This window comes from Paenibacillus sp. E222 (genome assembly GCF_013401555.1).
In the GTDB taxonomy this organism is placed as follows: Bacteria; Bacillota; Bacilli; order Paenibacillales; family Paenibacillaceae; genus Paenibacillus.
Genome location: NZ_CP058552.1, coordinates 1,618,503 through 1,639,599 on the forward strand (window position 1 = coordinate 1,618,503; position 21,097 = coordinate 1,639,599).

The 21,097-nt window shown below is 52.3% G+C and carries 17 protein-coding genes; 11 read left to right on the forward strand and 6 right to left on the reverse strand.

Features of this window, described 5'->3' with window-relative positions; translation table 11 throughout:
- The first annotated feature begins 2 nt into the window (after window positions 1-2).
- The 6 genes from HW560_RS07250 to HW560_RS07275 all read left to right on the forward strand — a co-directional run bounded on the left by HW560_RS07250 (window position 3) and on the right by HW560_RS07275 (window position 6,782).
- Window positions 3-863, forward strand: coding sequence for a phosphotransferase family protein (locus tag HW560_RS07250; RefSeq protein ID WP_090903224.1), 861 nt, complete (start codon window positions 3-5; stop codon window positions 861-863).
- Between the two features lie 339 nt (window positions 864-1,202).
- The gene (locus HW560_RS07255; protein ID WP_090903226.1) at window positions 1,203-2,252 is read left to right on the forward strand and encodes an ABC transporter substrate-binding protein; all 1,050 of its coding nucleotides are present in this window, start codon (window positions 1,203-1,205) and stop codon (window positions 2,250-2,252) included.
- 150 nt (window positions 2,253-2,402) lie between these two features.
- Window positions 2,403-3,263: an ABC transporter permease gene (locus HW560_RS07260; RefSeq protein ID WP_064642035.1), complete on the forward strand. Its 861-nt coding sequence runs from the start codon at window positions 2,403-2,405 to the stop codon at window positions 3,261-3,263.
- 2 nt (window positions 3,264-3,265) lie between these two features.
- Window positions 3,266-4,060, forward strand: coding sequence for an ABC transporter ATP-binding protein (locus tag HW560_RS07265; RefSeq protein WP_063567603.1), 795 nt, complete (start codon window positions 3,266-3,268; stop codon window positions 4,058-4,060).
- Between the two features lie 139 nt (window positions 4,061-4,199).
- Window positions 4,200-5,378 (forward strand): winged helix-turn-helix domain-containing protein, encoded by a 1,179-nt coding sequence (locus tag HW560_RS07270; RefSeq protein WP_090903230.1) that lies wholly within the window; start codon window positions 4,200-4,202, stop codon window positions 5,376-5,378.
- A gap of 72 nt (window positions 5,379-5,450) precedes the next feature.
- The gene (locus HW560_RS07275; RefSeq protein ID WP_179262560.1) at window positions 5,451-6,782 is read left to right on the forward strand and encodes an MFS transporter; all 1,332 of its coding nucleotides are present in this window, start codon (window positions 5,451-5,453) and stop codon (window positions 6,780-6,782) included.
- 100 nt (window positions 6,783-6,882) lie between these two features.
- Here HW560_RS07275 and HW560_RS07280 read toward each other — a convergent pair whose 3' ends face one another.
- Together HW560_RS07280 and HW560_RS07285 are read right to left on the reverse strand one after the other, a co-directional pair.
- Window positions 6,883-7,464, reverse strand: a complete 582-nt coding sequence (locus HW560_RS07280; RefSeq protein WP_143067062.1) for a hypothetical protein — start codon at window positions 7,462-7,464, stop codon at window positions 6,883-6,885.
- Between the two features lie 33 nt (window positions 7,465-7,497).
- Window positions 7,498-8,031 (reverse strand): hypothetical protein, encoded by a 534-nt coding sequence (locus HW560_RS07285; RefSeq protein ID WP_090903237.1) that lies wholly within the window; start codon window positions 8,029-8,031, stop codon window positions 7,498-7,500.
- A 234-nt stretch (window positions 8,032-8,265) separates the two neighbouring features.
- On the opposite strand from HW560_RS07285, the gene HW560_RS07290 reads away from it, so the two are divergent.
- The 5 genes from HW560_RS07290 (at window position 8,266) to HW560_RS33480 (ending at window position 16,501) form a co-directional block, all read left to right on the forward strand.
- Window positions 8,266-8,763, forward strand: a complete 498-nt coding sequence (locus HW560_RS07290; protein ID WP_179262562.1) for a DUF6385 domain-containing protein — start codon at window positions 8,266-8,268, stop codon at window positions 8,761-8,763.
- Between the two features lie 45 nt (window positions 8,764-8,808).
- On the forward strand, window positions 8,809-10,128 hold the full coding sequence (locus tag HW560_RS07295; RefSeq protein WP_179262563.1) for a DUF6385 domain-containing protein: 1,320 nt from the start codon (window positions 8,809-8,811) through the stop codon (window positions 10,126-10,128).
- 81 nt (window positions 10,129-10,209) lie between these two features.
- Window positions 10,210-12,582, forward strand: a complete 2,373-nt coding sequence (locus HW560_RS07300; protein ID WP_179262565.1) for a TPR domain-containing glycosyltransferase — start codon at window positions 10,210-10,212, stop codon at window positions 12,580-12,582.
- Window positions 12,539-14,443 carry a glycosyltransferase gene (locus HW560_RS07305; protein WP_143067063.1) on the forward strand — a complete coding sequence of 635 codons (1,905 nt, stop codon included), beginning with the start codon at window positions 12,539-12,541 and terminating at the stop codon, window positions 14,441-14,443. The genes HW560_RS07300 and HW560_RS07305 overlap by 44 nt, the downstream gene beginning before the upstream one ends.
- A gap of 45 nt (window positions 14,444-14,488) precedes the next feature.
- A complete protein-coding gene (locus tag HW560_RS33480) occupies window positions 14,489-16,501 on the forward strand; it encodes a glycosyltransferase (RefSeq protein ID WP_218834988.1) in 2,013 nt (670 codons plus the stop codon).
- 91 nt (window positions 16,502-16,592) lie between these two features.
- Here the strand turns inward: HW560_RS33480 and HW560_RS07315 are convergent, their stop codons facing one another.
- Genes HW560_RS07315 through HW560_RS07330 form a run of 4 tightly spaced genes read right to left on the reverse strand, consistent with a single transcriptional unit; the run spans window position 16,593 to window position 20,983 of the window.
- The gene (locus HW560_RS07315; protein ID WP_090903245.1) at window positions 16,593-17,264 is read right to left on the reverse strand and encodes a class I SAM-dependent methyltransferase; all 672 of its coding nucleotides are present in this window, start codon (window positions 17,262-17,264) and stop codon (window positions 16,593-16,595) included.
- Window positions 17,261-18,694, reverse strand: coding sequence for a glycosyltransferase family 4 protein (locus HW560_RS07320; RefSeq protein WP_090903247.1), 1,434 nt, complete (start codon window positions 18,692-18,694; stop codon window positions 17,261-17,263). The genes HW560_RS07315 and HW560_RS07320 overlap by 4 nt, the downstream gene beginning before the upstream one ends.
- A gap of 1 nt (window position 18,695) precedes the next feature.
- The gene (locus HW560_RS07325) at window positions 18,696-19,688 is read right to left on the reverse strand and encodes a glycosyltransferase (protein WP_257031798.1); all 993 of its coding nucleotides are present in this window, start codon (window positions 19,686-19,688) and stop codon (window positions 18,696-18,698) included.
- The gene (locus tag HW560_RS07330) at window positions 19,685-20,983 is read right to left on the reverse strand and encodes a hypothetical protein (protein ID WP_179262567.1); all 1,299 of its coding nucleotides are present in this window, start codon (window positions 20,981-20,983) and stop codon (window positions 19,685-19,687) included. Before HW560_RS07330 ends, HW560_RS07325 begins: the two co-directional genes overlap by 4 nt.
- Window positions 20,984-21,097: the final 114 nt, after the last annotated feature.

Sequence of the window (21,097 nt, forward strand, 5' to 3'; positions counted from 1 at the left end):
GCATGGTCCATAGGCTTGGCCACAAAATTGGTGAAGGTGGATGTGCGGAGGTGTTCGAATGGGAAGATGGAAGCAAGATCGTCAAGCTGGCGAAGCCCAATACCGTTACGGCTGCATTGGAGGCCGAACTTCATCACTGTCGAATAGCTTCCTCGTGTGGGCTGCCGGTTCCCCAGCCATATGACCTGGTGACTGTTGAGGGACGATCAGGTATTGTATTTGAACGGATTGATGGCGAGACGATCATGAAGCGTTTTGTAGACAGATCAGTAGAGCAGTACCGTATGCAGCAGCCTTTGGATATCAGGGAGGACTTTGTAAATGCCCGAATTACAGCACAGCTCTTTCACCAGATTCATTCGCATTCGGTTGCCCATATGCCGAGTCAGCGGGAAAATTTCAAGCATAATATTCTAGCAGCACAATATCTGACTGAAACGGAGAAGGCTGCCGTGATTGACCAATTGGATCGATTACCAATGAAGCAGCAGCTATGTCACGGTGATCCCAATCCGGGTAACATACTTCTTAGGGACAATGATGCAGTCATTATCGACTGGAACAATGCCTCTACCGGAAATCCCGAAGCTGACTTGGCCGAATATATCATTATGATTCGATACGCCATACTGCCACCTCATCTGCCACATGAGGCGATGGTTGCTCTTGATGCTACGAGAGAGGCAAGTATCCACATATTTATGGAAGAATATGAGAATCTTTCCGGTATTGGTTACGCAGACATTGAACCCTGGATTGCTCCTGTTGCAGCGCGTAAACTGATTGCGGATGGGATATCCGATGCGGAGAAAAAAATGCTCATAGATGAAATTAGAAGAAGACTCGATACTCCATATCCATGAATAATAGCCTATCTATTAGCTTTGCCAACGGTACCATCTACAGAACGTTGTGGGTGGTTTTTTGTTTTATGTAATGTTTTCTCTCACGTATCTGCAATGAATCCAAATTGGAAGCGGTTCAACCATTGACGGGAAACATGTCGCACCTTAATATTAGGGAAACAATAAAATACCAACACGAGTCATGGACTTCAGTCGCATGAGAAAAGTCTATATTTGTCTGCTTTTGTCGATCAAAGCAACAATGCGTTGAAGCGTTCGTTTTGTCCCGCCCTATCGTGTCACTTGGATAACGATGAGGGCATCAACATTTTAGAAGATGGAGAGGGGTTCTCACACATGAAAAAGAAATTCTTAATGTCTCTGATGATGGTTGCATCTATGATCGTAGCGGCAGGTTGCGGAAATAACAGCGGCGGTAGCACAACGACCGAGGGATCAGGCAGCACAACAGATGAAGGTACGGCAGAAAAATCGTATCGCATTGCGATCTCGCAAATCGTCGAGCATCCATCGCTGGATGCCACACGTGAAGGATTCATTGCAGCGCTGAAGGATGCTGGTCTTGAAGAGAACAAGAATCTGACGATTGACTACAATAACGCTCAAGGCGATTCAACGAACAACCTGTCCATTGCCCAGAAGATTGCCGGGGATTCCAAAAATGATTTGATCCTGGGGATTGCAACACCATCCGCACTGGCTCTGGCTCAACAAGTGAAGGATAAGCCATTGCTGTTCGCGGCAGTGACGGACCCGCTGGGTGCCAAACTGGTGAGTGACATGGACAAGCCAGGCGGCAATGTAACAGGTGCATCGGATACGAACCCGGAGGCGATTGTGCAATTGGCTGATTTTATCGCCAAATATTTGCCGGATGTGAAGACGGTAGGACTGGTTATTAACGAGGGCGAACCGAATGCGGTTGTGATGGCGAACAATGCAGAAAAAGCACTGGCTACACATAATATCAAGCTGGTCAAAGCACCAGTTACGAACACATCCGAAGTAAAACAGGCAACCGATTCTCTGGTTGGCAAAGTAGATGCCTTCTATATCACACTGGATAACTCGGTAGTTAGCGCAGTGGATACAATCATCCAGACAGCGAACAAAAATAAAATTCCGTTCTTCTCTAGTGACCGGGATACCGTGGAAAAAGGAGCTTTCGCAACTGTAGGTTTCAAATACTACGATCACGGATACCAAGTGGGTGAAATGGCTGCGGACATTTTGAAAAATGGTACGAAACCCGGTGACATGAAAGTCACCGTGCCGGACAAGCTGGATTTGATTCTGAACCTGAAAGCGGCTGAAGCTCAAGGCATTACCGTTACGGATGAGATGAAGGCAGAAGTGAAGGACCAGGATACCAACATTATTCAATAATCTGGCCGGAGATCCTCCGGCAGTAGGGATTCGAGGCGGACGTGCAGACGGGTTCGCCTCATTCTTTTCGATAGACAGGGAGGAAGCAATGTGAATTTGACTTGGGGTTCAATTGAAGGGGCAATCGAGCTTGGATTGTTGTATGCACTGATGGCACTGGGTGTATATATTACATTCCGCATACTGGACTTCCCCGATCTCACCGTAGACGGAAGTTTTACAACTGGAGGCGCAATCGCGGCGGTCATGATATCCAACGACTTCTCTCCTTGGCTCGCTTGCTTGGCAGCAATGGCTGGAGGAATGGTGGCTGGCGCCTGTACGGGTCTGCTGCACACCAAAGGCAAAATTAACGGGCTGTTATCCGGTATTCTGATGATGATTGCCTTGTATTCGATTAATATGCGTATTCTTGGTGCACCTAATAAATCCATTATGGGCATGGATAATCCCTTCTCGGGAGAGCATGTCATGATTATCATTATCGTGGTTGTGCTGGTATTCAAAATCATGCTGGATCTATTCATGAAAACCGATATCGGACTGGCACTGCGTGCTACAGGTGACAACAAACGCATGATTCGCAGCTTCGGCGCGAATACGGATGTGACCACCATCGTTGGTGTCAGTCTGTCCAACGGACTTGTTGCGCTGTCTGGGGCATTTATTGCACAGCAATCCGGTTTTGCAGACATTACGATGGGAATTGGGATGATCGTTATCGGACTGGCCTCCGTTATTATCGGGGAAGCCATTCTGGGTGCAAGAACCGTATTCTGGGCCACGCTTGCGGCCGTCGTCGGTTCAATTATTTACCGGATTGTGGTCGCGATCGCACTCCAGGTCGAATGGTTTGACACATCCGATCTGAAGCTGATCACCGCGGTGATCGTTATTATCGCACTTGTTTTCCCAACTATGCAGCGCTCCATGAAGCAGAAAAGTCTGGCTCGCAAACGAACCGAAGAGCTGATGGGCTCGTCGAGCCAACAGGCGAAGGGAGGCATGTGATCATGCTTGAGATTACACAAGTAACCAAACTGTTTAATCCGGGAACGACGGACGAGAAGACCGCACTGGTTGGTGTAAATCTGACCATGAATCCGGGGGATTTCGTGACGGTGATTGGCAGTAACGGCGCAGGAAAATCAACGTTGATGAACATTATCTCAGGCGTCATGAAGCCCGACATGGGCGATGTGCTGATCAATGACCGTTCTATCAAAAGCCTGCCTGAGCATAAACGCAGCAGTTGGATTGGCCGTGTGTTTCAGGACCCGATGGCGGGTACAGCACCGCATATGTCCATTGAGGAGAATATGGCGATGGCGTACAAACGCGGCAAGGGCCGTGGACTGGGCTTTGGAGTGACCCGTGCCAGACGGGAGATTTTCAACGCTCAATTGGAGAAACTCGGCATTGGACTCGACAAACGCCCCAATGCCAAAGTGGGCCTTCTATCTGGCGGTGAGCGCCAGGCGCTCAGCCTGCTGATGGCAACATTCACCCAGCCGCAAATTTTGCTGCTAGACGAGCATACGGCTGCGCTTGATCCTTCTCGTGCGGAGCTGATCACAGAGCTGACAGAGACGCTTGTACGTGAGATGAGACTCACAACGTTGATGGTCACACACAATATGGAGCAGGCCATACGTTTGGGCAATCGTCTAATTATGATGGACAAAGGCCGGATTATTTTGGACGTTAGTGAAGAGCGCAAGCGCACACTTACCGTACCTGAGCTATTGGGTGAGTTTGAACGTATCAGTGGTAAAAAAATGGCCGATGATCGCGTGGTGCTGGGTTAAATCAAGGAGCATCTTGCGATCAACCAAGAGAGCCAGTACATCTCAGTACAGAAACCTTTTGCGTTCTCGCAAAGGGTTTTTGTGGTATGTTGAACAGAATAAGGACTACAAGTAGTAAGCATACATAGGAGGGCCGAGCATGTCGTTACAATTCGATGAAGGAACATACACCGTAACCCGGCGTACCGATTCGATTCGCCTGCTGGCGAAGGAATTTGCACTGCTGCATTTTTTGTATGAAAACAAGGAAAAAGCCTTTACTCGCAGCCAACTGCTGGACCGGGTATGGCCCCTGGAATATCCGGTTGAACGCACCGTGGACGACCATGTGTATCGACTGCGCAAGAAGCTGAAATGTTGGGAAGAAATTGCACTGGAGACCGTGCGTGGTTATGGTTACCGGCTTAACATTCGATCGAATGTTGCGATATTGCCTTCTAACCCTTCCGCCCAAGATCAGGAGATGCGAGAAGTGATACATGGATTGTTCCGCAAATACCATCTGTATGGGCAGGGCAAATCGATGCTCACGCTGCTGGATCAGCAAGAAGCGCTGGGTATTGAGATTGATCCATTTTATCAGTTGTATATCCACTTTATTCAGGGAGATCTGGAATGGCTGATTACCACAACGGAAATTCCCTTCGAGGAACGTTTGTACTGGCTGCTGATTTTTACACATACCCTGATTGAACCATCGGAGAGCTTGCCCTTGTACGAAAAGGCTCTGAATTCATCCGCATTGTCTGCCGAACAGCTTCGAGAACTTCGTATTCTGAACATTGTTGAAGTCTACGCAGAGGTGGGCCAGTATGAACGAGCCAAAGCTCGACTTATTGAAACGTATCATGTGATGGAACAAGATGAACTGATCCATTTCAGACTTCCGGTAAAACTCTCAGCGTTGTATGTGGAACTGTGGGGTGGCAGCGGAGAAGCGGTAGAGGATAAGATGGCTGCTCTGCGTTCCGGGTTGAAAGATGCGCCATACTTGCGGGAAATCGGACGCTTTCAAGTTATGGAAGGCCTATGGCTGCTTAGACAAGGGAGGATCCGAGAGGCAGAGCCGAGAATGGACGATGGTCTGGACGTATTGAAAATGACATTGAACGCACCGCTATATCTCAATTCGGCCTACCAGATATTGTTGTTCATGGCACACCATCGCATAGAGGGGCGTCTTCGAACTAAATACCGTCAAGTCTATGCGGATATCTCCAAAAGTTACGGCGTGCCTGTTTATGGACAGCAAATTGTGGATGAAATCCGCACATTTTTATCCCCGTTTGCTCCATCCTCTGATCTTCCTCTGATATAACACCCTTATGATTACAGCCAAGGAACATATAAGCCAGCAACAAGGCTGTAATCAGGGGAGGAAGTATAACGTATGACCGTCATTTCAAATGAACCCAATCCATCATCCATTTCGTCCAATGGCTCCTCCAAAAGCCTATGGGCCAACTTCCGCTTTATGCGGATGTTTATTGCGTATTCACTCGCGACATTTGGAGATTGGTTTGACGCGCTCGCCATCCAGGTAATGGTCGCTTATCGTTGGGGTGCTGATCCGCTGATCATTGCCCTTATTCCGGTATGTATGGCTGTTCCGGGTATCGTACTTGGATCGGTGGCAGGTGCATTGGCTGATCGTTTGCAGAAGGTGAACATCATGATGATATGTGATGGGATCACCGTTGTATTAACGGTTGCCATTCTGTTCGCGCCAAGTGCGGCTTGGCTGCTGCCGCTTCTTGCTTTACGAGCGATGATGGGGGTATTCCATGTTCCTGCGCAGCAGGCACTTACGCGCCAAGTGGTAGCAGAGCAGCATTTGTTCCAGGCATCGTCACTGAACGGTTTTGTGAACCAATGCTCCAAAGTAGCGGGGCCGCTGTTAGGTGCAGTCATTGTGGCCGTATTTTCACCACAAGTCTGTATTTTAATCAATGCTTGTACACGTCTGTTGTCCGGAGCCGTATTATGGCCTTTACGGCGTCTAACAGAGAATCCAGAATCATCTTCATCGGACGGAGGTCCTTTGGAAACGGGGGAGACCACGGAATCCCTATTCACTCAATGGCAGAAGGGTTGGCGTTTTATCCAGAGCAGCCGCACCCTTCTGAGTACGATTCTGTTTGGTTGCTTTGGATTAATGGCGATCCTGATGATCGATTACCAGTTTACGACGCTGTTTCGTGAGATCAAGCCGGGCAACGAAGCCCTGATCGGCTGGCTGGGATCATCCGCTGGGGCAGGTGCGGTTGTGATCATTCTACTGTTGAATCGACTTCCCCGAATCGGATATGGCTGGGGGCTGGGTGGAGGATATGTACTGATTGGTGCCGGAATCGCTGCGCTTGGCTGGGTCAGTTCCCAAACGTCCGAGTTCTGGATCATCATCTGGGGCTTATGCATCGGAGTGGGTAATGGCCTGTTTATGGTGACGTTAAATTACTTGCTGCAAAAGGAAACCCCTCCTACCTATGTAGGTCGTGTATTCGGTATTCAAAACTCGCTTTCCAGTGTCGTGCTGGTCGTAGCTCCACTTGCAGGCGGTGCCTTGATTCGGAGCGTGGGACCGAGTCCCACATTTCAATATATCGGAATGGCGACACTGGCTATTGGTTTGGCAGGCATGCTGCTGCAACGAATCTTATGGGAGGGGAAACAACCGCATCCGGCGGAGTCAACTGGAGAACTTGGGCAGAAGTCAGTCTGACAGCCATGATTACCATCGTTACGGTAAAAAGAATATAAACGATCAACAGCCGCTACGGACTTATCCGTAAGCGGCTATTTCGATCGAATAGGGCAGTACATCATACTTCCCACCAGGAGAAATAGGAGGTGGAGGCCATTAGTCCCCCAACAGTGAGGGAACCACTAACGGATAGGTTAATGGACTGACCGGGAGGAATTACGTAGCGTCCTAGTTCATTGGATAAAAAAGGACCTACCTGCAAAGGCATAGCCAATAAGGTTGTGCTACCCGTGGGGGCAGCTGCGGAGAATCGTACTGTTGCAATACTGGTGTTACTGCTTGATAAATTATTGTTTACGGGTGTTAGAGTGGTTGGTGATGTTATCGTTCCGTTTGTGCTTAGACTCATACTGCCGCTAAAGGAAGAGAGCAGATTTAGTGCGATGGTTATTCCGCCGGAGAGCCGTGATATATATACAGTTTTACCGCTCCCGGCGGGGTTTGTCAGTTGTACAGTAGCAATAACACTGCCACCCAGCAATCCTAGTGTCGTGGAGTTGGTTGAACCTGCATTATACAGATTTCCCGTACTGCCGGCATTTGTCTCAGGCGGAGCGACAATGCCGGGTGAAGTAAACGTGTTTGTGATGGAAGTATAGACAGGGCTGTTCTGCGGGTTGAATACGTTATGATTCGGCATTGTACATACACCGCCCTTTCTTCAATATACCATTCAGAATTCCCACCAGGAAAGATTGATTGCCGCGGTTTGGGAACCCGTTCCCACACTAATGGTTAACGTCTGCCCTGGAGGGACGATGATTGAGCCGTTCAGGTTTAACATATAGATGCCTGCCGTAAGGGGGATGCTGATCAGGCTTGTGAATGTTCCCGTTAACGTTCCTGTATTTTGTCTCGTTGTCATTACACTTGTATTGGCATTACCTAGCAATGTGTTGACCGGAGCAGATGTAGTGCCGCCCGTTATGGTTCCACCGGAGTAGACAATAAGCGTTGCCGCTGCCGTTGTGCCTCCGCTAATCCGGGAGACGTAAAGTGTGCGCCCGCTGCCCGTTGCATTCACTACCTGTAACAGGAGATTTAGTCCAGCTCCCACGCTGACACTGCCTGTTGTTAGTGTAAAAGAGCTGCCTGCCGCTGCCGCTCCTCCCTCTGGAGAGGACTCAATGCCGGGGGCGGAGAATGTATTGGTCAGTTGAGTATATAAAGGATCGTTGGATTGATTAAATACATTGGAATTGGTCAACTAATCCACCTCCAATCTGCATGAATAAAGATAACCAAAGCGAATTTTGGAATGGGCTGCTTTTATGGAAATTTTGAAATAGGAACGTGAAGAGGTTGTACTTACAGTGTATGTGGGGGATGAGGTAAGGGTTTGGGATACAAACAGTAAATCCTCAAATAACGGCGTATGCCGTGCCCGTATTTTACATGCAGGCATACGATGCGGAAGCACATTTTTTAAGGGGAAATCGATATGAGTCGAACAGCGAAGCGTAGCAAGAAGAGAACGAACCAACCAACTAAATATGTCAGCCGTCGCCAAACCCGTCGTTCCTGCCGCGCTAAATTGCTGAAACCTCCTTGTTCTCGGATTACTCGTCCCCGGTTCAAGCAGGGTACTTCCTCACGTACGACACTCCCTGGTGCTACTCACTGTTTTACAGAGCATACGTATGTCGGAGCCGAGACAAACGGTAGTATGAATTCTCTTCCGGCTCAAGACACCTCATCGCTCAGTATGTACACATATGGCATTGTAAATCGGGGCGAACATCCGGCTCTTGTGCAGATTCAGATCAGCCCTAATGCCAGGGACTATGCTGTGGACAGCCAGGAGGTGATCGCCGGAGGCCAGACCAAAGCGCTGGTGCCGCTGCGATTCCTGCGTTATACCCGGCTGGTTATCCAATCGGTTGAACCGGATCAGCCGACCCGGCTCGATGTTTATTTTCAGGCGCAGCGTATGCCGTAAGAACGTGGAATACAACTGATTTGACCAGGGAGGAGGACGAGGCATATGCCTAACTTTACAACGTTTAATACGAATCCGGATAATCTCAGAACCTTGATTTTTGGTCAAGATAGTACAGGCACAGCCCAGCCGGTTCACACCGATACAAGCGGTAACGTAATCGGAATTATTTTGGATGGTACGATCAGTAATATATCAGGTCTCACTACCGTTACCATTAATGCCGGAACCATCACAAATATTCTGAACGGAACGATTACCAGCGTCCTCGGAGCAACGATCACGGCGGGTACAATTAACAGCGTGCTTGGCGCAACCATCACAGCTGGAACATTGACGAACCTGCTCAATGGTACGATCACCAGTGTTTTGGGAGCCACCATTACTGCCGGAACGATCACGAGTGTACTCGGGGCAACCGTGACGGCGGGCACATTAACGAACCTGCTCAATGGTACCATCACCAGCGTGCTTGGAGCTACAATCACCGCAGGAACGTTGACCAACTTGTTGAATGGTACCATCACGAGTGTACTCGGAGCGACGATTACCGCAGGAACGATCACCAGCGTGCTTGGAGCCACGGTGACCGCAGGAACGCTGACGAACTTGCTGAACGGTACCATCACGAGTGTACTCGGAGCGACGATTACCGCAGGAACGATCACCAGCGTGCTTGGAGCCACGGTGACCGCAGGAACGCTGACGAACTTGCTGAATGGTACCATCACGAGTGTACTCGGAGCGACGATTACCGCAGGGACGATCACGAGTGTGCTTGGGGCTACGGTGACTGCAGGAACGCTGACGAACTTGCTGAATGGTACCATCACGAGTGTACTCGGAGCGACAATCACAGCCGGAACGATCACGAGTGTGCTTGGAGCAACAATCACTGCGGGTACAATCACCAGTGTCCTGGGAGCTACCGTGACAGCGGGAACGTTAACGAATTTGCTGAACGGTACGATTACCAGTGTACTCGGAGCCACGATTACAGCGGGTACACTCAGCAGCGTAACGTCCATCTCGCAAAAGAGCTTTCAGGAATCACAGCTTCTTAGCACGCCGACGGCAAACACGTTTACACCTCTTCCGGCGGTCACGACGAGTGTGTTTGGCACTTATTCTTTCTTTGTATATAACAGGGGTCCGGGGCTTAACCGGGTTGATGCCCGCGTCGAAATCAGTGCTAACGGTACCAACTGGTACGATGATGTGGACACGGTGACCGGGATTTTGCCAGGTTCGGTGGATGTTCTGGTGCCGCAGCGTTTTCTCAAATATACACGTCTTTCCTACCGCTCCAGTCTGCTGGGAGCACCCAGCACGATTGACGTGTTCTTCAATGGACAAGGCACATAACCAGGTTTATCGTCATATAGGTACATGGAGTCCCTTTGGTGGGCTTCATGTACTTTTTTTTTGCATTGGAGGTGGCTGCATATGCAGAACAGGTTACTCGGAATTCATATGATTGTGCAAAATGAAGAACATCAACTTGCCCGCTGTCTCGACAGCTTCAAGCCGATTGGCAGCGAATGCTTCATTACAGATACCGGCTCAACAGATCGTACACCGGAGATCGCCAGACATTATGGAGCAACGGTGCTTCACGCCCGTTGGGAAGATGATTTTGCACATGCCAGAAATATAAGTTTGCCTCTCGCGGGCACGGAATGGATTCTGTGTCTGGACGCCGATGAGTATGTCATACAGGGATTGGAAGAGCTTTTGGATTATCTACCGAAGGTCCATAAGAGCGTTTCGAGACTGCGGATTACGATAGAGAACCAAATTGGCGAGGGAGCGGGAGAGAGTGTGGTCTTCCAACCTGTGCGTCTTTTTCGCGCCCATCAAGGATATCGGTATGCGGGGCGTATCCATGAGCAATTGGTTCGTGGAGGAGCAAAGGATGATGGCAAACAAGAAGAAGGCGATCCGGACATAAACGACTTCTTTACCCGTGAAGAAGGCTGGATTGCTGAGCATGAACCCCTGGCTCCACTGCGTTTGGTCCATGATGGTTATCTGCCGTCCACGATTGCTCAAGGACATAAACCATTGCGTAATCTAAAGCTTTTGCAGCGGGAATTAGCCGATCATCCGGGGCAGCCTTTCCACCTCTATAATGTGGGGGTGACGTACTGCCAGCTAGGTCATATCAAACAGGCAGCAGAAGCCTTTACTGAATCCTTTCTTCATACACCGCTGCACGCGCCGTATCGCTCCACCCTGGTTCGGGACTACGCCAAGGTTCTTCTGGCGATGGGACGCTATGACGAAGCTCATGGGCTGTTGGCGGGAGAAATACAGCGTTATGCGGAGTATGCCGACCTGCATCTGATATATGGAGAGATTTTGGAGCAACAGGGTCTAGAGGAGAGGGCCTACAAATCCTATGCAAGAGCAACAGATTGCCGGGAGGGCTTCGATGGAGCTGATCTCAAGGGCGAAAGCAAGGCAGAGATTCGAGGCATACATCAGCAGGCAATTGAGCAAACAGGTAAACCGGATAGCGTTGAATTACGTGAGGGCAAGTCCTTTGATGAAGTCCAACAAGAACCGGCCCAAATGGAAAGACATTACGTAACGGACGTAGGTTGCGATAGCTACAAAGCCTATACATCCATGGGAAGGCTTGCACAGAAAAGAGGCTTTCTACAGGAGTCTGCTCATCTGTACAGCCTGGCTCTGAGCAGCGAGATCACGTATGCTCCTGCATGGACAGGGTTAGCCGATGTATTGCAGCAATGCGGAGAGACGGATGAGAGCATAGCAGAGACTTTACTTGCACACTGGAAAGAGCATTCAAAGAAAGAGGGCTCAAAGAAAGAGGATTCAGATCCGAGCGTAATAACATACGAGGATGATCTGGCGCTTGTGGTTTACGCACTTGCCTCCAGCGGTGCATATGGGCAGGCATTGAACTTGCTACATGGAGATGCCCGAAATACGCGTATAGAACATGAAGATTATCTGTATTGGATGTTATGTGCCAACAGGGTTTCAGATGCGCTGCAGTATGTGCAGAATCAGTGGAGTGAGGAGCATCGTGCGGGTGTAAACCTCCAGCCTGAGCAACGATTGGATTTGGCATTGACCTATTGGGCAAATGAGTTATCTGTATCCGAATCATTTATGGCAGCAGCAGAACCACAGGAGAGGGAAGGCTGGAGACTGCTGAATGACCTGTTGGATACGGGGAAAAGGGTGCATGTCGAGGATGACAGAGATGGAAAAATAGTTCACCAGACGCTCCAGGCTGCAACGGAGCTAAGTAAGAACATATGGATTCGGGCAGTGCAGACGGGGCAACTGGCGTTTGCCAGGATGCTGTATGAGAAGGTGGCTGCTATTAACCCTGAACACCACGAAAATGGTGTTCATAGCCGATGGCTGGCCGCGGCTCTTTACCGCCAGGGATACACCATGGCGGCTGCAGAGCTGCTGATTCAATCTATGTCACAAGGCGATATGGATGCGGACAGCCTCTTCTACCTAGGGGAAGCCGTTTATGCCAAAGGGCACTATGATCAGGCCTTAATTCTTTTCCAGCAGGCATTGGAGAAGGATTCAGAACAGCGGCAGGCGAGTGCTGGAGCTGCTGTCTGTTATATGCAGCTGGCGCTGGGGGTTATCAGACAGGAACGAACTCGATCTCCCGCTGATAAGGTGCTTATGGCACAACAGACTGTTTTGGAGCAGCAACTACGCACCGCAGAGGGTATCCCTTGGCGCACGGTGTTCTGTGCAAGGGAGAGGAGGAACCAGCTTGCCGACCAAGCACATTTCATTATGCATGATCGTGAAGGATGAAGAAGAACTGCTGCCTCATTGTCTCGAAAGTGTCCGCGGGGCGGTGGACGAGATTATTGTTGTGGACACCGGTTCGTTGGACCGAAGTGCTGCCATTGCCAGGGAATATGGGGCAGTGGTTGTGCCTTTTAAGTGGAGCGACGATTTTGCCGCGGCACGGAACGCTGGCCTGGAGCGAGCATCGGGCGAATGGATTCTTTTTCTGGATGCGGACGAGGCGCTGGATGAGATTGCACGGGAGCAGATCAGAAGCTGGACGGCAGCCAGCGGATGTGACGGATTGTTTTTAAATATCCATAACTATACAGGTTCGGGTCAGCAAGGGGTGACGGTAAATCCGGTATTGCGCCTCTTCAGGAACGAGCCGGAGCATCGGTTCGAGGGTCGGATTCATGAGCAGATAGCGGTGGCAATCTGTCGGAAGAATCCTCAGGCTGCTTTTCACGTGACAGACATGATCATTCACCATTACGGGTATCAGACAGCCATCGTGGAGCTCAAGGATAAGGTGAACCGGAATTTGCGTTTGCTTCAACAGGCGGTGGAGGAAGAGCCGGAGCAGCCGTTCCATCACTATAACCTGGGCGTCGAGTATCTGCGGATGGGGGAAACGGAACAGGCGCTGAAGACGTTTGGCGTAGCTAAAGCGGGAATTGATCCCACCCTGACAAGTTATGCACATCTGTTGTTCAAATATGAGATTCGCTGTTTCCAGCATTTGAGTCGCTGGCAGGAAGCATTGGATCACATCCATGCTGCTCTTGAACTCTTCCCAGAATACACGGACCTGATGCATCATCGCGGAGTATGTGAGGAAGCGTTGGGCGAGACCGAAAAGGCAGAGCTATCGCTGCGTGAAGCAGTTCGTATGGGACCGCCACCACCCATATTTCATACAGAAGAAGGAATCGGAACCTATCAAACCTGGTATACGCTGGGGAGGCTGCTGGAAGGTCGGGCGGACCTTGAAGGCGCAGTGGATGCTTATGTGGAAGCAGTCCGTGCCAAATCGAGCCTGCTGCCGCCGTTGTACCGGATTTTTCGGATCATGCGGATTTCGGGTCAAGAGCAACATCTGGTGGAGCTGATTAAGGAGCGATTTGCAATCACTTCAGAAGAGGCGATCCAGAAAGTATTGGGCATTCTGGAGCAGTGCCGTTGCTATGATACAGCTGTGCAGTTGTTGCCAGACATGTCTTCACATCCTTCAGCGGAGATGAGGGGGAGGTTATCCATGGCTGAGGCTCTGCTCCAGATTCAACAGGGGAAATGGAACAAGGCACGCCTTAAGCTGGATACGGTACGGCGAAAAAAAGGAGAGCTTTCTGTACCAGCTGCCCATTGGATGGAGCGACTAAACTGGATTGAAGGAAGACCAATAGAGGGGAAAGATCAACTGACTGCGTGGCTGTATCGTCAATCGCAACCGGGTAGGAAGTCGGAGCGATATCAACAGACAGAACGAATCGGGAGTTCACAAGCCGTTGCCCAAAATGACGACTCAAACGTGGCTGCTGGAACAGCGTATAATGGCTGGCAGGCAATAGGACTGATGATGGAGGGGTGTGTGCAATCCGGGAAATGGGGTGTACTGCATGCGCTGGTTCAGCTTGCTCAGGGACAGTTGGCAGAAGGAGTGTCTCCATTGGTGGAAGGCAATCGGCAGGAAGCGGGAGAGCTCTTTGTCGGAGCCTCCGATTCACGTGTGGGAACCAGCTGGCTGGTGAAAGGGCTTGTCAGTGCTGCCGATCATCACCTGGAGGCGTTCGCTCAAGGGACAGAAGGTCAGCGACATCGTTGTTGGCCTGTGGTTCAGCAGATTAGACTGGATTTACCGGGGCCGGATGGTTTTGAGTTTTGAGGGTTGAATGAAAGAGAGCAGAACCCCGTATAGGAAGGACGGAGGATGAACATGCAGACAGGAATCAGCCTGTGCATGATCGTGAAGGATGAGGCCCGGTCGCTTCAGCGGTGTCTGGATGCCATTCAGGATGTTGTGGATGAGATCATCATCGTGGATACGGGATCAACGGACGAGACGATCGACATTGCCCGTCGTTATGGTGCGATTGTCATTAATGCAGCATGGACCGGAGATTTTAGCGCTGCTCGTAACCGGTCCCTTGCCGCTGCGACTCATCCTTGGATTCTGGTACTGGATGCAGATGAAGTCTGGATGCAGACCGAGTACAATCTGGCGGAGATGAAGCGGCTGCTGACCTCAAGTCAGGAAGACGTATGGGGATACTGGATACAGGTCACAAGTTTGCTCGGAATGTCTGGAGAAGAGCGTGTGACGGATGCGGTGTGTCGATTATTTCGGAATGACCCCCGAATTGCTTTTCAAGGGATGATTCATGAAGAAGTGGCATCTTCGATTCTGTCCTTCGCTCCGTGGGGTGTGGTCGATTCCGGGCTTGAGATTATTCATGATGGATATCTGGAGCACGTTATTGTTGGCAAAAATAAACCTGAGCGGAATATGCGGCTGATTCGTTCCGCTCTCCAGCAGTCACCGGATCAACCGGAACTGTTATATGCGATGGCCGCCGAGTGGTTTCAGCAAGCGAGATACGATGAAGCGCTCAGGTTGCTGCAGCCTTTGCTGGCAAAGCTTACGCCGGATTGCGGATATCATTCGGATCTGGTACTCAAAACGGCTTATGCCTGGCGGGAATGCAGCCGCCCAGAGAGAGCATTCGCTATCGTTGAGGAATGGAGGCCGGTGTATGCTGACTTCCCCGATCTGCTGGAGCTTGGTGCTGTGTTGGAGCAGGATCAGGGTCGGGATGCTGCGGCGCTCGACTGGCTCAAGCAGGCCAAAGCGGCAGCTTCCACTGCCAGTCGATATACGTCCGTTTCCGGTGCCGGAACGTATCGCAGCCTGACTTTGGAAGGCATGGCCCATGAACGGCTGGGCTGCGGGCAGGAGGCAGCTAGGGCCTATACCGCTGCGCTCGCCGTACAGCCCGGCAGCTTGCCAGCGTGGCAGCGGCTGTTGCTGCTGGCCGCAGCTACTGGGCGGCCGTATGCCATCGCAAGCGCAGCCCAGCGGATAAGCCTGCCGCCTGCGGCCTGGCAGGCGCTGATCCCGGCCGCGCTGGATGCGCATCGGCCGGAATGGCTGCTGCGCCACGCGGCATCGCTGCCCGCCGCGCTGCGGGCGCAGCCCCTCGCCGCCGGGCTGGCGCTGGCCCAGCTCGGCGAGGACGCCGCTGCCCGGGCGGCTTTGCAGCCCTGGGCGACGCATGCGCAGCACGGGCCAGAGGCGGCGCTGGCGCTGTGGGCGCTCGGCCACAAGCAGCCCGGCGAGCATCGCGCCAGTGCAGCGGCGGGCTCAGCGCAAGGCTTCGCACTGGCGCCAGCGGCGTGGCGTAAGGCGCGCCAGCAGGCAGCCGCGCCCGCCGCAGCCCGCGCAGCCGATGCGCTGCTGCGCGGCGCCACGGCCAGCAGCGCCGCGCCAGCGCCGCAGGCCGTGCACGCCGCGGCGCTGGCGCTCGCGCGCGTAGGCGCCTGGGCCGCATGGCTGCGCCTGCTGCAGGCCCAGGCGCCCGGCCAAGCGCCGGCGCTGCTCGCGGCGCTTCCGCCTGCGGCCCGCTGCGGGCTGCTGCGCGCGCCCGCAAGCGTGCGTGAAGGGCTTCTTGCGCTGTTCGGCACGCCGCATGGCATGCAGCAGCCCTTCACGCACGAAGTGCCCGCCATGGTACTGGCGGGCACGCTCGCTTTGCTCGCCGGGCGGCGGCGCACTGCGCGTGATTGGGCCGAATTGGCCCAAGTCACTGCACGGCAACCTGCCGCCTCCGGCAGCCCGGCGACAATCCCGCCGGGCCTGCACACCCTGCTGCGCCTGACATCACCCGGCGCAGCATCCGCCGAAGCGTACGTAAACCAGTGCAGCATGCTGCTGGTTTATCTCTAACGCTTAGGCAATCCAAGGGGTTTAAGGATTTAAGGATATAGAGTTAATCTCAATCCATGCCCTCATCCGTGATCCCGTTTATTCATCCCAATTACTCCTTACGAATAACAGCACGAAAACAACGGATTACTGGGCCATACATGTCAGACCAGATGGCATCCTCCGGTTCTTTCACGCTTAGCTTGCCCTCGATCGTCAGTCCGGTGACAGCCATAATGGTCTCCAGCAGGTCCGGACGCATCTCGGGCACATCAAACGTGGCGATCAACCGTCCGTCTGGCTTCAGCACCCTGGCGAATTCGCGAAAGGCCCGCAGCATCGTGCCTGTATCCAGATGCTCCAGCACAGAGATACAGAATACGCTGTCAAACATCTCGGATTCATACGGAAGCTGAGCCAGGTTGGCCTGCGCAAGATGCAGTCGGTCCAGGCTCGATTCCGGCAGGTCGCGTGCGGCCTGCTCGCCAAAATCAGAAGCGATATCCAGCCTGATCGCTTCTCTGGACAAAATACGCTCATCCCAATCACAGGCATAAACTTCCCGGCAGTGCTCTGCCAGCCAAAATTTGAATGGATGGGATATACCACAGGCAGCGTCGAGTACGACGTCCTCCTGCTGCGCAAACTGGCGTGCCCATTCGTACTCGTACGGACGGCTCCACCACGCAGGATGCAGTGGAAAAACCAATGTATCCGTTTTGGGATCACCCTCCCGAATGTATCTTGATTCCATGAAATCCGTTGCATTTGGCGTATCCCTCATCCCCGAATTCCCTCCTTTAATCCTGCTTCTGCCAAAAAAGATTCCAATACCGAACTCCACCTGCGCCGCCAGTGGGATATGTCGTAGGACAGCGCTGTCTCGCGGGCATAGATACCCAGCCGCTCCCGTTCGGCCCTATCTTGAACGAGACGCACCAGCGCGGCGGTCAGCGCTTCTTCCCCTGGAGGCACCAGCAGTCCGTTGAAGCCATCCTGAATCAAATCATTCAGTCCGCCAACATTGGAAGCAACAACCGGAAGCCCACAGCTCATCGCCTCCAGACAAGCGTAGGACGTTCCTTCCGAGAAGACGGTCGGGATCACGGCGATATCTGCCTGATGGTAGGCCTCGCGGATATCCCGAAAATCATACGTGCGATGTTTGATTCGATCTGCATGGGGGTGCGTGCGATGCCAATACCGGAAGGAGCGGCCCACCGTGCTGCCTTCAACCAGCTCTCCAGCAAATTCGACCTCCAGATCGGGAAAGGCACCAAGCAGTCGGTCAGCTGCCAGCATCATCGGAATAATGCCCCGTTCCATGCTGATCCGACGCGGATATAAAATACGCAGTGGACGCGAAGGGCTCACTTGAATCGCAGTTGTTACATCTTCATCCTGCTCCTTCAAATAATCATCCGATAGATCATTTGGCTGCCGACCAGCTAGCCCCTGTCTAATATTTGCCGAGTCCAGTTCTTCAGCGATTACTGTCACCTCGGATCTGTCCGCCCGCACCATGCCGTTTCCAACGTTTCTTTCCCCCACGGATGACGCAGCATTCAACCCCGAGATGGCAGCTTCAGCATGCTCTTCATGGCCTGCAAGATCTTTCTTCCATGCTGCCAGCCATTCTTCTTCCTGTTCATGCTCGAACGTACGCCTTGGCGGAGCAGGTGTGAAGTAGGAGGTATCCACTGCATTGGGAATGAGCACGACCTGACCTGGATCGGCAAACGTACAAGCAGCACGGCAAAAGGTCTGAAAATGTGAATCCACCGACACGATGCGTACAAGTCCATCCAGTGCCAGTTGAATATGCTCCGCGACTTGCTGCTTGGTCCCCAGCGGCAGCGCGGGACGATCCCAGTTAATCCCGTGGCAGATGCCGAGGCTGCCCGGCTTGTAGGCAATGGGCTGCCACAGGCAGCTTGCATAGATCACAGGCCCTCGCGCTGCGGCAGCCATTCGGGCAAAAGCTTCGGGCACATCATTCATATCGTAGGCATACCCGTATACATCGATCTGTTCCGTACGAGTCTGAAAAGCTTCAAAATAGGACAACTGATGGACCTCGGGGATGTGTCCCAATCCGCGGATTACACTGCACAAATCCAGGACGTAACGCTCCAGACCGCCCCCGAACACCCGGCTGAATTCCCGGTTATATCCGTCGGTGAAGCTGTGTGTCAATATGCTGACCACGCCCATCTCACTGCTCCTCCTTCCACGGAATCAGCCTTGGCTCCGGATCAAGAATCGATTCATAGTGTTCCAGGCTGCCCCACTCGCCGTGTGGATCAATTCGTTTATAACGCAAATATTTCCGAACCCGATCCTCCAGACTTCCTGCCCAGCCAAGATGCTGGACTTTCAATTCCGTGCTGATTCCGGGCAATACAGTGCAGGGCAAGGGAAGGCGAGGCACATGATGATTTTGCTGCGGGTAAAAGTAAGGGTAACCCGGCATATATCGGACCAGGGAAGCGGTATGACGTCGGTGAAGCCCCCAAAGGTCATCCTCCCGATAGTGGGTTCGTCCGCCCCACATATCGTAGAAACGGAAAGCGATCCAGTCCGCATGGTCCTGGTTAATCAGAGCGCGTATCGCTTTCTTCGCATCTGTGCTGTATAGCTCATCAGCATCAACCGATAGCAGCCAATCCGGCGAGGTACCTGCTGCTGCTTGCCATAGAGCGTTACGTAATCGCCATTCCTCCGCAAATAACGGCTTCTCCAGCACTTCCAGACGAACAACCTTTGGATAGGCTCTGCATATATCGGGTGTTCCATCTGTGCTGGCATCGTCCACAATGACGATCTCATCCACAAATTCACTTAAATCGTCCAGCACCTCCTCCAGATACCGCCCGCGCTCGTTGCGTACCTGAAGCATGGCGGTCAGTTTATTGCCCTGACTTTTACGAACGCGACGAACGGAAAACGGCTCTCTGAATTGGCCTATATCTCTGTGCTTTACAGCATCCTGGTCCCCTGGGTGCTCTGTGCTATATCTTTGATGGGTTTCACTTCGGATATCCAACGGACTCAGCGCATTTTCCAGATGCTTATCGCCAGTTTCCAGTGGCTCAGCGTGTGGTGATTCCGGCGCTTCCGTTAGAGTATGAGTTGTTTCGGATCGTATATCCTTATGCACCATCGGTCCATTCACATGTTGTCTGCGCTTCTTCGGGTCCAGCATCATGGCACCTCCCCCAGCAATTGCTGGACGGCTTGATCCAACAGCTCCATCTCGACGATTCGCGCAAGAACATCTTCATCCTCCAGTGCCGTCTCCAGAAATTGTCTCACCGCCCCGTGACGTTCTCCGCGCAGAGCCAGAGCTAGACCTGATAATTGCCGATAATCCTGTCGGCTGGGGCTATCCTGAATATCCACTGCATGCACCAAATCTAATGCATCTTCCACACGTCCAGTCTCCTGAAAGATACGAAATTTCCAATGCCGTGCCGTTTCGCCTCCGAGTTCATCCAGAATGCGCAATGCGTTTCCATAATCATCATTCAGACGCAGCAGTTCTGCCCGGACAAGCTGTTCCTCCCCGGCCTCCAGCCAGCGACAGAGTTGTTCATAATGGTGCCGTTCCTGCTCGTTACCTGCGCTGATTCCATACACCTGCAGCGCGTTCTCGATTTCCCCGGCCCTTGCATGAATCGCGGAGAGGAATCGATAGTGGGAGCTTACACAATCATTGCGCCCGTTTAATACCGCGTGGGAGAAGGCCTCCTTGAGTGAAGCGGCCGCTCTGGAATCCTCTAGCACATATTCATAGGCTGCCAGCAAAAAGGAAATCGTCTCATGCGCTCCAGCTTTGGACCGAAGCTGACGATAGAAGTCGGCCCGCACACTGCATTGCAGCTGGGTGACCGTATCCTGAACACCCGAGAGGGTCTGTCGCAGCGCATGCAGGAATAGCAGTTCATAGTCCCGGAGAGGGACTTCGAGGTTATCCTTTTGCATGACGCCAGCAGGGGAGGAATCCTCTCCATTCAGCCAGATGGCACGTACACCCTGGAATACCAGCTTCATGTAGCGTGTTTCTGAAGTAGTGCCCACCAGATCGGCGATACCGACCAGTCTTGAAATACAGCTCTCCCATAAGGGGGACTCGGCTTCTTCACCAACCGGCTCGGGAAGAAGTACAATACAGAGCTCCGGATGGAGCGAGGCTGTGGCGGTAAGCCAGTAGGGATGAGCAACCACAGCAACCGTATGGGGCTCCTGCAGCAATTGTTCTGCTTCGGGAAGCGTGATGACGGTGATATTCGCAGGCATTTCCTCGGAGCGCTCCAGACTGCTGACATAGTAGACAGGTCCTTCCGCAACCATCAGAGCAGCGATGTCTGGATAAGGAAAAGCAGACCATCCTCCCTTCCGGGGAAAAAGAATATAACGAAAGGCAGGCAGGTCCGTACTTGGCTGTTCTGCATCTACCCCTTGATGAGGCTCCGGGTCCGGGATCGGAGACAGCTCTTCCATCGATGAATCACCTCACTTGATTTGCATTTTTGTCCGTTCATGGATTGAAGCAGCACTATCTGATGAATATCGGATTGGCGCTGCTTTGAATGATATCAATGAATCGATTGATTC